Annotated in this window: 12 protein-coding genes; 6 read left to right on the plus strand and 6 right to left on the minus strand. The window is 27.6% G+C overall.

Going from position 1 to position 15,556, the window contains the following annotated elements:
• Positions 1-8 precede the first annotated feature (8 nt).
• Genes CRU91_RS03430 through CRU91_RS03450 form a run of 5 tightly spaced genes read right to left on the minus strand, consistent with a single transcriptional unit; the run spans position 9 to position 6,811 of the window.
• Positions 9-1,421 (minus strand): anthranilate synthase component I family protein, encoded by a 1,413-nt coding sequence (locus tag CRU91_RS03430; protein WP_113893397.1) that lies wholly within the window; start codon positions 1,419-1,421, stop codon positions 9-11.
• A 10-nt stretch (positions 1,422-1,431) separates the two neighbouring features.
• Positions 1,432-2,436, minus strand: coding sequence for an SPOR domain-containing protein (locus CRU91_RS03435; RefSeq protein WP_113893399.1), 1,005 nt, complete (start codon positions 2,434-2,436; stop codon positions 1,432-1,434).
• A gap of 21 nt (positions 2,437-2,457) precedes the next feature.
• Complete coding sequence (lysS, locus tag CRU91_RS03440; protein ID WP_113893401.1) at positions 2,458-3,972, minus strand: lysine--tRNA ligase; 1,515 nt, start codon at positions 3,970-3,972, stop codon at positions 2,458-2,460.
• A 12-nt stretch (positions 3,973-3,984) separates the two neighbouring features.
• Positions 3,985-4,689 (minus strand): CvpA family protein, encoded by a 705-nt coding sequence (locus CRU91_RS03445; protein ID WP_113893403.1) that lies wholly within the window; start codon positions 4,687-4,689, stop codon positions 3,985-3,987.
• Between the two features lie 58 nt (positions 4,690-4,747).
• Complete coding sequence (locus CRU91_RS03450; protein WP_113893405.1) at positions 4,748-6,811, minus strand: sensor histidine kinase; 2,064 nt, start codon at positions 6,809-6,811, stop codon at positions 4,748-4,750.
• Between the two features lie 113 nt (positions 6,812-6,924).
• Between CRU91_RS03450 and ispG the strand changes: the two genes are divergently transcribed.
• The 6 genes from ispG to CRU91_RS03480 all read left to right on the plus strand — a co-directional run bounded on the left by ispG (position 6,925) and on the right by CRU91_RS03480 (position 15,008).
• Positions 6,925-7,986, plus strand: a complete 1,062-nt coding sequence (gene ispG / locus CRU91_RS03455; protein WP_113893407.1) for a flavodoxin-dependent (E)-4-hydroxy-3-methylbut-2-enyl-diphosphate synthase — start codon at positions 6,925-6,927, stop codon at positions 7,984-7,986.
• Positions 7,986-10,457 carry a replicative DNA helicase gene (dnaB, locus tag CRU91_RS03460; protein ID WP_113893409.1) on the plus strand — a complete coding sequence of 824 codons (2,472 nt, stop codon included), beginning with the start codon at positions 7,986-7,988 and terminating at the stop codon, positions 10,455-10,457. Before ispG ends, dnaB begins: the two co-directional genes overlap by 1 nt.
• Positions 10,458-10,522: 65 nt before the next feature.
• The gene (locus CRU91_RS03465) at positions 10,523-10,918 is read left to right on the plus strand and encodes a type II secretion system protein (RefSeq protein WP_113893411.1); all 396 of its coding nucleotides are present in this window, start codon (positions 10,523-10,525) and stop codon (positions 10,916-10,918) included.
• Between the two features lie 85 nt (positions 10,919-11,003).
• Entirely contained in the window at positions 11,004-12,401 is a 1,398-nt protein-coding gene (gene fumC / locus CRU91_RS03470) for a class II fumarate hydratase (protein ID WP_113893413.1), read from the plus strand.
• 18 nt (positions 12,402-12,419) lie between these two features.
• A complete protein-coding gene (locus CRU91_RS03475; protein WP_113893415.1) occupies positions 12,420-12,665 on the plus strand; it encodes a hypothetical protein in 246 nt (81 codons plus the stop codon).
• A gap of 306 nt (positions 12,666-12,971) precedes the next feature.
• Positions 12,972-15,008, plus strand: a complete 2,037-nt coding sequence (locus CRU91_RS03480; protein WP_257118822.1) for a TonB-dependent receptor — start codon at positions 12,972-12,974, stop codon at positions 15,006-15,008.
• A 221-nt stretch (positions 15,009-15,229) separates the two neighbouring features.
• Here CRU91_RS03480 and CRU91_RS03485 read toward each other — a convergent pair whose 3' ends face one another.
• Positions 15,230-15,535 (minus strand): hypothetical protein, encoded by a 306-nt coding sequence (locus CRU91_RS03485; RefSeq protein WP_113893419.1) that lies wholly within the window; start codon positions 15,533-15,535, stop codon positions 15,230-15,232.
• Positions 15,536-15,556: the final 21 nt, after the last annotated feature.

The following is a 15,556-nucleotide window of genomic DNA, read 5'->3' on the forward strand; positions in this document are numbered from 1 at the left end:
ATTTTCCTTTATGATAAATCTTTTAATGTTGAAATATTTGCTGCAAGTTTATTGTGAACTTCTAAGTATTCATCTTCATTCTTTGAATCTGCAACAACACCAGCTCCTGCTTGAAAAATTACTTTATCTTTTGTAAGCATTGTTGTTCTAATAGTTATAGCACTATCCATATTTCCATCAAATCCAAAGTAAGCCACACTTCCAGAATAAAAACTTCTTTTTATTCCTTCAAAGTATGCTATTAATTCCATTGCTCTTATTTTAGGAGCTCCAGTCATAGTTCCAGCTGTGAAAGTTGCCATAAATAAATCAAACATATCATACTTTTCATCAAGTATTGCTTCTACATCTGAAACTATATGCATAACATGAGAATATTTTTCTATTCTCATTAAATCTGTTACTTTTACACTTCCAGCACGAGCTACTCTTCCTACATCATTTCTTCCCAAATCAACAAGCATCAAGTGTTCTGCACGCTCTTTTTTATCATTGATTAGTTCATCTTCCATATCTAAATCTTTTTGTGGTGTTGAACCTCTTTTTCTAGTTCCTGCAATTGGACTTAAAAGTATTTGACCATCATTTAATCTAACCATTGATTCAGGAGAACTTCCTGCAATAGAAAAATCTTCAAACTCAAGAAAATACAAATATGGACTAGGATTTTTACTTCTTAATGCTCTATAAAAACTAAAATGATCAACAATAGCACCTTGAATAAATCTATTTGACATCAATATCTGGAAAACGTCACCACTTTTTATCATCTCTTTTGATTTTTCAACCATAGAAAAAAACTGCTCTTTTGAGTAGTTAAATTTACCTTCATCTAAAATTTGTGCTTTTTTTACTGAAGTATAAGAGTATGGTTTTAAAAGTTCATTTTCTATTTTTTCTATCTCATTTTTATATTTTTCAACAGAAGTTAAAATAACTAATTTTGAAGTTTTATGTGAATAGGCTAGGATTATATTTGGACGAATTAAATCCAAATCAGGAATATTAAACTCATCTTTTAAATTTTGCATAGAAACTTTTAGCTTTGGTTCAAACTCTTTACTTATGTCATAACCAACATTCCCTATAAATCCATCTATTAGACCAATTCCTAATTCATTTGATTTATTTTTGTAAATCTCTTTATCAAAATTTTTATAATATTTTTGTAAAAATTTTAAAGGATTACTCTCTACAATATTTGTTTGCCCATTTTCATTTAGAAAATAACAAGTATTATCCTTGTACCAAATTCGCTCTCTTGCTCCTATGATAATATAAGAAAAATTACCATTATTTGAAGAGCTTATAGTACTTTCAAATAAAAAAGTAATTTCATCTTTATAGATGTTTTTTACTTTTTCATATATTGATACAGGAGTAAATTGGTCTAAAAATAGGGTTTTATTATAAAAATTCATAAAACTATTCTTACTGATTTACTATAAAAGTATTTTGTATATTTAATCTACTTTTTATAGATGAAACTTCATTCTGTGCTGCTGTTCTTGAGTTATAAGGACCTATTAACACTTTATTGAAAGTTTTTCCATTTACAGTATCTTGAATAATCTTGTATGAAAAACCATTTTTAGAAATACTTTGCAGATAACTATCATTTGGTCTTTTTGAAAATGCTCCAATTTGCACAAAGAAACCACTTGCAGATGAAGATACCTCTGAACCAGCTTTCCCTTCAACCAAATCTCTAATAGATTTTTTAGGTTCAGTTGTAGTTTTAGTAGTTGGTTGTTTTGGTGTTTCTACAGTTTTTGGAGTTGAAGCTTTTTTTTCTTCTATTTTTTTAATAGTATCTTCAATAGCTTCATTTGATATTCCATCTTCTTGTTTTATCTCATTTAAAGGTGCTTGTATAGAAGAAGTTGTTGTGTTTTCTTGCTCTTTCATTGCATCTAATTTATCTGTTGAAGTGCTAGTAGAGTTTATATTATCACCATCTTTTTTTGCTCTATCATCAAGAATTCTTTGATATCTATCTTCTATACTATTACTATTTTCAGATAATGTTTTCATTTGAGAGGAATCAGTATTATTTGATGTAAATGAATCTTCTTTTTTACTATCACCAGATAAAAGTCTTATAATAATAATTGTTAGTAAAAATAATACTACAAGTACAATACCTAATATTAAGTATTTTTTCTTGTTATCTTCTTGATTGCCTAATGGCTGATTTAACATAATATTATCAAATTCATGATTGCTTTCATCAAATTCAATATTTCTTTGTAATCTATCCATCTCATCTATATCATTGTTATTCATACCCTTATATGCATTGTTCAGGTTGTTTGTAAGATTTATATTACCCATAGATATCCTCGTTTCATCAAGTTCATTTAATTTTTTCTCTAGTTCATCTTTTTCTTGTTTTAGTTGAACTTTTTTTAAAAAATCATCTCCACTTATTTGCATAGCGTATCCTTGAATTAAATTTTACTCTTCATCTGCTAGAAGATCTATTTCTTGTTTTATTGGTTTCATAGCTGGGAATAATAAAACATCTCTTATTGAATGTTGATTTGTAAGCATCATTACAAGTCTATCTATTCCTATTCCTTGTCCAGCTGTTGGAGCCATACCATAAGATAGTGCATTTACAAAATCTTCGTCCATCTCGTGTGCTTCATCATCTCCACTATCTTTTGCAGCCATTTGCCCTTCAAATCTTTGAAGTTGATCTAGTGGGTCATTTAACTCACTAAATGCATTCGCTATTTCACGACCTGCAATAAATAATTCAAATCTATCTGTTAAATGTGGTTTTTCATCATTTCTTCTTGCAAGTGGTGAAATTTCAACGGGATATTCCGTGATAAATGTAGGATTTATAAGTTTACTTTCAACAAATTCATCAAAAAGAACTCCTTGAAGTTGCCCTAAATTTAATTTATCATTTGCTTCAAGTTTATTTGCTTTTAAAAACTCTAAAATTTTTGTTTTATCTTCAACTATATCTTTTGGAACATCACCAATTTCGTATAAAGATTGAATTAGTGGAATTTCACTAAACTTTGTAAAATCTATTTTTAAATCTCCATAAGGCAATGTTGTAGGAAGATTTAAATGTTCAAATAAATATTCAAAATATTCAATTGTCAATTCAATTAAATCTTTATAAGTTTTATAAGCCCAATAAAATTCAATAGATGTAAACTCTGGATTATGAGTTGCATCCATTCCTTCATTTCTAAAGTTTCTGTTTATTTCAAAAACTGCTTCAAATCCACCAACTATTAATCTTTTTAAGTATAACTCAGGTGCAATTCTTAAAAATCTATCAATACCTAAAGCATTGTGATGAGTAACAAATGGTTTAGCATTTGCTCCCCCTGCGATTGGGTGCATCATAGGAGTTTCAACTTCTAAAAAGCCTTTGTTTTCAAAAAATCTTCTAGTTAAAGATATAACTTTACTTCTTATGTGAAATGTTTTTCTAACTTCACTATTCATAATTAAATCTAAATATCTTTGTCTATATCTTAGCTCTTTATCTTGAATTCCATGAAATTTTTCAGGAAGAGGAGAGATAGCTTTTGTAAGAATTTTTAAATCATGAACATGAAGAGATAACTCTCCTTGACCTGTAACAAATGGATATCCACTAACCTCAATGATATCCCCAACTTCTATATATTTCTTAAAAACATCATTATAAAAACCCTCTTGAAGATTGTCTCTTGCTACATAAACTTGAAGCATTCCACTTTCATCTTCTATTTTTAGAAAACTTGCTTTTCCCATAAGTCTAAAAAATTTAATTCTACCTGCAATTGTATAGTTTCTATTTTCATCTCTTTTTGATTCAGTTTTAAATATATCACTATTTACATTTATATATTTAGAAATAGTACAATCTCTATGACTATCATTTGCATAGGGATTTACTCCTATCTCTTTTAAGTTTTTTGCTTTTTCTATTCTTTGTTGTATAAATCTATTTTCAAACAATTTTAAAATCCTTTATTCATTTTCTTTATTTTGATTTGCTATATCTCTTAATTGTTCTTTAGCATCATCTATATTTTCTTTGATATTATCTTGAATTATCTCTTGAGTTGAATCTTTTATATCATTCAAATTTGAATCAATACTCTCTTTTATCTCTTCTTGAGTTGTAGATATATCAACTTCTCCATCAGTAACATTTTGTATAGTTTGATCAACACTATTTATTAAAGCAGAAGTATCAAGTTTGATGATATATGAACCAACATCTAGTAAATATGGCATCATAATAGAATCTTTTGTTTTTTCTTCAATCAATTTTTTAAATGAATTAACCTGATATAGTGCGTAAGCTATGATTGAAAAAACTAAAAATATTTTTAACATTCCAAATACAAGTCCAAAAATTCTATCAATTATTCCTAAACCACTTGCACTAAATATTTTACTTACAACAATACCAGCAGCATAAACTATAAGAAAAATAGCTACAAAACCAACTATGAATCCAATTAACTTTATAGTTGCTTGGTTCTCTAAAGCTAAGATAGGTGCTACAAGTCCACCAACCTCACCTGAAATCCTTGAACCCACAAAAACAGCTCCAACAAGCCCTAATATTCCAAATACCTCTTTTATGAAACCTCTAAAAAGTCCTTTGATACCAAGTAATAAAGTAAAAAGTATAATAACTAAATCAAAAATTGCAATATCATGCATAGAACAGTCCTTTTATCAATAATGCGAATATTTTATCTAAAAAAATCAAAAGAGAAGTTTAACTAAAATCTATAATAAAGTTTAATCCTATATTTTTTACTCCATTGTAATCAAATATCTCATTTTTTAAATCAATTTTGAAGTTAAGATTTTTTACAAATACTTCTTGAACTATATATAATCCTAATCCTGTACCAAATGATTGATGTTTTGTAGTAAAATATGGTACAGTGATTTTGTGTATTATAGCCTCATCTACTCCACCAGCATTATCTTTTATAGATAGTTTATTGTTTTTTAAATTTATAAAAATAAATCTATTATCTTCTTTATTATTTTGAGTAAGAGCATAGATTGAATTATCAAGGATATTTAAAATTGCTTCTGTAAAGTTTCCATTGTTACAAGTTATCATCAAGTCTGTATCGTGATTGAATTTACAAATAATAGAGTTTTTTTCAAAAACCGAAGATAAAAACTCTATTATTTGTTCTGTTGATTCAACAATTGATATATTAGAAGTTTTAGTGTCTTTTGTAAAAAAATCAGTAAAATTTTCTATTGTATTTGATAATTTTTGTGTATTTTCTATAATTTTTTCACAAGACTCATCAAATTCGGTTTTACTTAGAGATTTCATATGGTTTTTTAGTTTAATTCCACTAGCAATTGTAGATATTATTCCTAAAGGTTGTCGCCATTGATGAGCAATATTATTCAATGTATTTGTTACAGCATTTATTTTTGATTGTTGAAATATAGCTTTTTGTTCATTTATCTCTTTTTCTCTTTGTAATATTTCTTTTGTAATATCAATAAAAGTAATTACAATAGTTAAGTCTATCTTAACTTGAGATGTTTTTACGTTAAAATGTCTTAGCTCATTATTAGAATCTTTTATAGCTACTTTAAAGCTTTTATCTTGATTTTCAAATAAATACTCTGCCCAATTTTTACCATTATAATCCTTATGAACTATGTACTCTTCACTATCTAAATTCTCAAAAGAATTACAAATACATACATATTTATTCCTAAATTCTTCTATATTTTTTACTAAAGGAAAGAATTTAAAAAGTTGATTGTTTGCATCAACTATTTTTTTACCATCAGTGATGATAATTATGTTTGGTTGAGAATCTAACAAAATCTTATTTTTTTTGTCTTGATATTTTATTTGTTTAATGTAATAGGCTAATATGAATGTAAATATAACAATAAGTGCTATCATAGAAGCCATTATACTTTGTATTTTTATATATCTTATATTCTCTATATCAATGCTACTTAGTTCAATAAAATTTAGTATGTAAGCTAACTCTTTCTTATCTTCATCAAAAAGGGGATATTTTGAAATTAAATAATTATTTTCTACAATATAATCATCTATTTTTATATATTTTTCAATTCCATTGTTGATTATATAATCATATATATTTTTATTTACATTTGGATTTACAACATAATAATCATCAATAAAAAGATTTGATAATATAGGGTATTTCAAATTTTTATTAATTTTTTTGTCACCGATAATTATAGTATTAACTCCATTTTTTTGTAAATCGTCTGAAATTGAATCAAAATGTGTAATAACTTCTAAAGCTCCATAAAAATTGTTATTTTGATCAAATATAGGAGTTCGTGCTTTTATTCCTACATTAAATAATCCTGCACTTATTGAAGTTGAAATATTTTTTATAGCAGATATTTTTTGTAAATCACCTCTAAATTGAATTCCATCTTTTATTTTTGTCCACGATCTATATATACTATTTCTATCTTTATCAAAAATTTGAATCCAAATATTTTTATATTTAGAATTGATTTCTATTAATTTTGCAATCTCTTTGTAATTTAACTTATGAAACTCTTTGTTTTCTATATTTTTGTATAGATTTTCATCTTTAGATAGTGCTATTGCTATAGCTAGAGATGTATTTTGTTTATCACTTATTAAATTTTGAGTTTTTTCAAAAATATTTTTATGTTGAGAGTCATATACTGATTTTAGAAGTTCTTTTTGTTTGTTATTTATATAGATATTTGTTAAAAAAATTGCAAATATAGTTGATATAACGAATGCTATTCCAATTAAATAAAAGTTCTTTTTTCTTTCCAATATTGTTCACTTATAATAAATTTTTTTCTTTCGTTTATAAGCATATAGAATAACATCTTATTAATAAATTAAACTTCACTTTTATTTAATTTATTTTAGATAAAATCCCACTTATGATAAAAAGATACCCAACAAAACAAATAAAAGTAGGAAATGTCCTAATTGGTGGTGATGCACCAATAAGTGTACAATCAATGACATTTACAAAAACATCAGATGTTAAAGCAACTGTTGAACAAATTACAAAATTACATTTTGCAGGAGCAGATATTGTAAGAGTTGCGGTTCCTCATATTGAAGATGCGAATGCACTAAAAGAGATAAAAAAACAAGTAAGTTTACCAATAGTTGCAGATATACATTTTCACTATAAATTGGCATTGATTGCTGCTGAAGTTGTAGATTGTATTAGAATAAATCCAGGAAATATTGGAGATAAAAAAAGAGTTCAAGAAGTTGTAAAGGCTTGTCAAGAACGAAATATTCCAATAAGAATTGGAGTAAATAGTGGAAGTTTAGAAAAACAGTTTGAGCAAAAATATGGGCAAACTCCGCAAGGTATGGTAGCTTCTGCTGATTACAATATCAAATATCTTGAAGATTTAGGATTTACAGATATAAAAATTTCACTAAAGGCTTCTGATGTTCAAAGAACAGTTGAGGCATATAGGACTTTAAGACCTATGAATAATTACCCTTTTCACTTAGGAGTAACAGAAGCTGGAACACAATTTCACTCTACAATAAAATCGTCTATTGCTCTAGGAAGTTTACTACTTGATGGAATAGGGGATACTCTAAGAGTTTCTATGACAGGAGAACTTGAAGAAGAGATAAAAGTTGGACGAGCAATACTAAAAGATGTTGGAATTTCAAAAGAGGGATTAAATATAATATCTTGTCCAACTTGTGGAAGAATAGAAGCTGATTTGGTAAATGCTGTTTCTGAAGTTGAAAAACGAACTGCACATATAAAAACTCCACTTGATGTATCTGTTATGGGATGTGTTGTAAATGCTATTGGTGAAGCTAAAAGTGCTGATGTTGCTATTGCTTTTGGTAAAGGAAGTGGTTTAGTGATGAAAAAAGGTGAGATAATAGCAAAATTAAGTGGAGATGCTCTAATAAATAAATTTATTGAAGAAGTTGAATTCGAAGCAAAAAGAAAATCATAATGGATAGTATTTATAGTATAAATATCGAAAGAGCAGTTTTAAGCTCAATCTTTTTTAATCCAGAAGAACTTGAAGATATTCTAGGTGTTTTAAAACCAAAAGATTTTTATCTTCCTGCTCATAAATCTATTTTTGAAGCTATGATAAAACTTCATAATGATGGTATGCCAATAGATGAAGATTTTATAAGAAATAAAGTAAATTCTAAAGATGTTGATGATTCAGTGCTACTTGAAATTTTATCTGCAAATCCTATTACAAATACTCAAGCTTATGTAAAAGAGATAAAAGATAGTGCTGTAAAAAGAGAGTTAGCAACTTTAGCTACAACTATCAAAAAAGTTGCTATTGAAGAAGAAGTTAGTGCAAATGAAGCACTTGATACTATTCAAAGTGAATTATATAAAATTTCTACAAATAGTGCTACAAGTGAACTAAAAGATATGCAAACCGTTACAAATGATACTTTGGCATATATTGAAAAGATGAAAAAACTTGGAAATAAATATCTGATAGGACAAACAACAGGTTTTGACTCACTTGATAAAAAAACAACAGGTTTTAATGAAGGGGATTTGGTAATAATTGCTGCACGTCCTGCTATGGGAAAATGTTTAGGTCGTGGTACAAAAATTCTTATGTTTGATGGAACTTTGAAAAATGTTGAAGATATAGTAGTTGGAGATAAACTTATGGGAGATGATTCAACTGCTAGAAATGTATTATCAATAACTTCTGGTATAGAACAGATGTATTGGGTTCGACAAAACAAGGCTATTGACTATAGAGTAAATGAGTCTCATATTTTATCTTTAAAAAGAAGTAGAAATGAAAGCTTTCATAAAAATGGAGATATTTTAAATATTAATATTAAAGAGTTTACAGAAAAATCATCAAAATTTCAAAGTAATTATAAAGGATATAAAGTTCCTGTTGAATTTGAAGAAAAAGATTTAAAAATTGAACCTTACTTTTTAGGTCTTTGGCTAGGAGATGGAGCAAAATCTAAAGTTTCAATATATACAGAAGATTTTGAAATTGTAAACTATTTACAATCTTATGCTATAAGATTGGGTTTAGAATTAAGAACTTATAAAGCTATTGATAAGTGTCCAGAATATTCAATTACAAATAAAAAAAGTGTAGATGGAAAAACTACTTTTTCTTTGCAAAAATTATTAAGAGATGAAAATATTTTAGGAAATAAACATATCCCAAAAAATTATTTGATTAATTCAAGAAAAAATAGATTAGAACTTTTAGCAGGATTGATTGATAGTGATGGGCACTATGATAAAAAGGCAAATGGTTATGAAATAACTTTTAAAGATGAAGATTTAGCACAACAACTAAAATTTTTATGTGATAGCTTAGGTTTTAGAACTTCTCTAAAAATAAAAATAGCAAAAATAAAAAAAATAAATTATAGTGTTGAGGTTTATAGAGTTAGATTTTTTGGAAATATTGATACTATTCCAGTGAGAATAAAAAGAAAACAAGCACTATCTTGGAATTGTAATAGAACTTGGAATCAAACAGGAATAAAAATAGAAAAAGATATAGTTGATGAATATTTTGGTTTCGAAATAGATGGGAATAGATTATTCTTACTGGAAGATATGACAGTAACTCACAATACTGCTCTTGTTCTTAATATGGCACTAAAAAATGTTGAAAAAGGAAAAGGTGTAATATTTTTCTCTCTTGAAATGCCAGCAGAACAACTGATGCTTAGGATGCTATCAGCAAAAACTTCTATTCCATTACAAAATCTTAGAAAAGGTGATATGGATGATAATCAATGGACAAATTTAAGTGCCGCATTTGAAGATTTAAACTCAAAAAAGCTTTTTGTTGATGATGGTGGAAGCATAAATATAAACCAACTTCGAGCAAGGGTTAGGAAATTAGCACAAAATGAAGACAATAATATAAGTTTAGTAATCATTGATTATTTACAACTTATGCAAGGGCTTGGAAATAAAGATAGACATCAGGAAGTTTCAGATATCAGTAGAGGTTTAAAGATGTTAGCAAGAGAGTTGAAAATACCAATTGTTGCTTTATCTCAATTAAATAGGGGACTTGAAAGTAGACCAGATAAACGACCAATGTTAAGTGATTTAAGAGAATCTGGTGCTATTGAGCAAGATGCTGATATTATTATGTTTGTTTATAGAGATGATGTTTATAAAGAAAGAGATGAAGCACGAAAAGAAAAAGAGGCTAAAGATAAAGGAGAAGATTATAAATCAAAATTCCAAAATCGCCCTGTTGAAGAAGCTGAAATTATAATTGGAAAGCAAAGAAATGGACCAATAGGTACTGTTAAACTAGATTTCCATAAGACTTTAACTAAGTTTATTGATAAAGATAGTTTTGGTGGTGAAGCTCCAATTGAAGTGGTGTTTGAAAATATAGCGGATATTCAAAAAGAAACAAATATAGAAATACCTATAATTGATATTTAAAATTAATATTTTATTAAGAAATAATCATTTAAAATGAAAATGCCATTTTAATTCAAGGAAATTATATGAAACAGGCATTTTCGTTGCTAGAAATAATCTTTGTTATAGTTATCTTAGGGATAATTGTATCTTTTGCGGCTCCAAAACTTATGGATACAAAAGATAGTGCATTGGTTTCTACTCTTAAAAGAGATGTAAATACAGCTGTAAACTCTATTCAAAGTTATTATTTATTAAATCAAAAAATTGAAGATATAAACGATACTATGAATATAAGTAGTACAAATTGGAATATTGAAAAATTAAAAATGAGTGATAAAAACGCTTGTATTACTTTGGAAGTAAAAACTGTATCAAATAATGTAGTGATTGATTTAAAAATAGATGGTCTAAAAGATAGCACTATTTGTAAGAAAATAAGAGATAGTGGATTGGTTTCAAAAGAATATGAAGTTTATTAAAAAATAGATTTCATCTAATGAAGATTTAAGAAAAAATGTACAATAATGATAATGTATATTACAACTTAGAATAAATAGGAATAACATGGATTACAGAATAGAAAAAGATACGATGGGTGAAATCAAAGTGCCAAAAGATAGATATTGGCAAGCACAAACAGAAAGAAGTTTAGAAAACTTTCCAATTGGTGATGAAAAGATGCCAAAAGAGGTAATCGAAGGTTTTGCATATTTGAAAAAAGCTTGTGCAATTGTAAACAATAAATTAAAAAGACTTGATGATGTGAAAACAAAAGCTATATCTCAAGCTTGTGATGAAATCATTGAAAAAAAACTTGATGGTGAATTTCCTCTAGTTGTTTGGCAAACTGGTTCTGGAACACAATCAAATATGAATGTGAATGAAGTTGTTTCTTCAAGAGCTAGTGAGATTTTAGGTGAAGATTTTAGAATTAAAAAAATTGTTCATCCAAATGATGATGTAAATAAAGGACAAAGTTCAAATGATACTTATCCAACTGCTATGAGGGTTGCTTTTGTACTTGATGTAGAAAAAAGACTTATTCCTGCAATAAATATTTTAAAAACTACTTTAGAAAAAAAAGTTAAAGAGTTCGAAAATATTGTGAAAATAGGAAGAACACATTTACAAGATGCAACTCCACTTACTTTAGGACAAGAAATATCTGGGTATGTAGATATGTTAGATAAAGCTTTAGCACAAGTTGATGATGCTATGAAATATATAGTTGAACTTGCTATTGGAGGAACTGCTGTTGGAACTGGTCTTAATTCTCATCCAGATTTTTCACCAATGGTTTGTGATGCTTTAAATGATTTAACAAAAACAAAATATTCTTTTAAATCTCATCCAAATAAATTTCATGCTTTAACTGCTCACGATGGAGAAGTATTTTTAAGTGGAGCTTTAAATGCACTTGCTTCAAATTTGATGAAATTTGCAAATGATATTAGATGGCTGTCTTCTGGTCCAAGATGTGGAATAGGAGAATTAAATATTCCTGAAAATGAACCAGGAAGTTCTATAATGCCAGGAAAAGTAAACCCAACTCAAAGTGAAGCTATGACGATGGTTGCTGTACAAGTTATGGGAAATCATTCAACTATAAGTATAGCTGCAAGTCAAGGAAATTTTGAATTAAATGTATTTAAACCAGTAATTGCTTTAAATTTATTGCAATCAATTAGATTGTTAAGTGATACTATGGTTGCATTTAATGACAATTGTGCAGTTGGAATTGAACCAAATTTAGCAAATATCAATAAATATTTACAAGATTCACTTATGCTTGTAACGGCACTAAATCCATACATTGGATATGAAAAAGCTGCACTTATAGCAAAAACAGCACACAAAAATGGTACAACACTTAAACAAGAAGCAGTAAATCTTGGAATTTTAAGTGAGCAAGAGTTTGACTCATATGTTAAACCAGAAAATATGATAAAACCTAGTCTATAATCAAGGAAAATTAAATATATGAAAGAATTAGAGAAGGTTTTTTTAATCGATGAGTTTGAAGAAGGTTGGGGGATGGAAGCGATAGATGTTTGTGAAGAGCAGCTATTTGACTATTGTACTGAAGTTTTGTTTATACCAGATGATAAAATAGATGAATTAAATATGATCGACAATGAATTGGAGATTGTATTAAAGGATTTAGAAGAAGATGATATAAATGAAGATTGGTATGTAAACCTTTTAAAACACTCAAAATTTAACTAAAAAATTTTAATAACTAAGGCAAAAGCCTTGGTTATTTATATCTTGTAAAATTCAAGAAGTTAAAATACAAATTTGTATATAAATTGAATTAAAATTTAACAAATAATCAAAAATAAAACTTTTAGGACATTTTTTAGCCATTTTTTTTTATTACAATACTGCTTTCTACTACATACTAGTAGTAGTTATTATAATTATATAAAGGAAAAAAGATGAAAATAAGACTAGCTATGTCTGTTGCTGCAATATTGACTTGCGGGGGGGGGTAACCTATTAAGTGCTAATGAAACTACAGTATTAGATACTATTTCAGTAAATGAAACTTCACATAAAAGTGGAAGTAGCGAAAATGGTTATGTAGTAAAAGAACTAAAACAAGTAGGGTTTTGGGGCGAAAAATCACTTCAAGATACACCTTACTCAATGACAGTAATCCCACAAGAACTTATCGAAAATTCTATATCAGGAGATATGGATCAAATTTATAAAATGAATCCAGTTACTCAAACAGCTGCAACGACTTCTGTTTATGGAACACCATATGCAGTAATTAGAGGATTTGGTACACAAACTGGAATTATAGATGGTTTAAGACTTTCTTCTACTTCTTCAGGAATCAGTATGGAAGAATTAGAAAGAGTTGAAATTTTAAATGGACTTTCTGGGTTTATGTATGGAGCTGGAAATGTTGGAGGTACAACAAACTATGTGTTAAAAAGACCAACTTACAAAAGACTTACAAATCTAACTTTAGGAAATTATGGTAATGAACAATATTATGCTCATCTTGATTTAGGTGATAAAATAGATGAAAAAGGTAAATTTGCATATAGATTAAATGCTTCATATCAAGATGGTGAAACTTCAAAAGATGATCAAAATGTGGAAAGAAAACTTATTAGTGGTGCTATTGATTGGAATGTAACAGATGATTTTCAACTTCAATTAGAAGCTGCTTATCAATATTATAGAGCTGATGGTAGAGAACAGTCTTTCTATTCAGATATACCAAATGTATGGCCTGATGCAGATTCTTTAGATATGAGTAAAACATATGTTCCTAATGATTGGGTTTATAATGAGACTGAAACAAATAGAGTGGGTTTAAATGCAACTTGGAATATAAATGATATTTTTACACTTAGAAGTGCATACTTATATAAAAAAGATACTAGAGAACACACTCAAGCTTTTCCGACATTTACAACAACAGGTTGGAAATTACAATGGATGAGTAAAGTTAATCCATCTGATTATATTGCTCAAGGTGCATATACTTATTTAGATAGTGAGTTTAATACGGGAAGTATAAAACATAAATTAACGATGGGAGTTTCAGGAGATATTTTAGAACAAAAGAAATATGAAAAAGAGTCTTTTTGGGCTTCTACAACTCCTTCTAATTTAACTCTTGATGATTTATTAAACTATTCTATGCCTTCAGAATTTAATACAAGTGATTATGGTAAAAAGTATAAGGCAAATAAATCTGAAAATACAAATATAGTAATTGGTGATGATATAACATTTAATGAACAATGGAGTGCTTTAATCGGAGCAAATTATACAACTATTGGAACAAAAGTTTTTAATTCAACAGGGAAAGAAACATCAAAATATGATAAATCAAAATTAACTCCAACATTATCTTTAATTTATAAACCATTTGAAGATTTAACAACTTATGTTACATATATGGAAGCTTTAGAAAAAGGAACGATAGTTGGAAGTACTTATAAAAATGCAGGTGAAATCTTAGAACCTTTAAAAAGTGAACAATATGAGATTGGAGCAAAATACTCTATTTCTGAAAATTTACTTTTAAGTTCATCAATATTTAGAATAGAAAAACCCTATGAATACTCTAATAAAGCTTTACCTATACCAACTTATGTACAAGATGGATTAAGAATACATGAGGGGATAGAACTAACATTAACTGGAAAAATAACTGATAATTTAACAATTATGACAGGAGGAACTCTTTTAGATCCAAAAATAGATAAAAGTAATGACCCAAAATTAGAAGGTAAAAAACCAACTGGAACTGCAACTAAGATGGCAAAAATCTATGCAGAGTATAATATTCCACAAATTAGTGGTTTAACTTTAACTGGTGGAGCATATTATACTGGAAGTAGATTTGCTGATAATACAAATCTTCAAAAAATTGATGCATATACTTTATTTGATGCAGGACTTAGATATAAAACTAAATTAGATAAATATTCTACAACTTTTAATCTAAATGTAGCAAATTTAACTGATGAAAATTATTGGGCTTCAAGTGATACATTAGGAAATCCAAGAAATATTGCATTTTCTATGAAAATGGAGTTTTAAAAAACTAGATATAAAGAGAGTTTTTGCTCTCTTTGTACTTTTAAGCATGGGTTTCAAAGTATTTATTTAATTTTGAGATTAAAATTTCGATATAAAAATATACTTTCCTTTTGTACTTTGGAACTCATACTTAAGAGTATAGAATATATTTTTATATTAAAATTGAAATAAGAATACTCTTTTAAAGGTAAGTAACATACACTTACCTTTAAATTGGTGTTTTAGTTAATATCTTTACTTTTTACAATAACTTCGTGACCTTCACCACCATCTAAAACAGCATTAAAATCACCAGTTGGTTTATCAAAAGTTATTTCACTATTTTCATCAATTTTTGTTTGAAGAATAGTTTTACCATCTTGAACTACTTTAAAATTTACTCCACTAGCACTACTTCCATCACTAAATCCACCTTCACAAGTGATAGTGTTGTCACCATTGTCAAAACAACTCATTAAAGCTGAGTGTCCAAAAGCCGAACTTGTTGCGAATAGTATCGCAGCTGAAAATATAGTTTTTTTAATCATTTTTTATCCTTTTTATTAAAT

The sequence above is a fragment of the Aliarcobacter vitoriensis genome (assembly GCF_003316695.1).
GTDB classification, from domain to species: Bacteria; Campylobacterota; Campylobacteria; order Campylobacterales; family Arcobacteraceae; genus Aliarcobacter; species Aliarcobacter vitoriensis.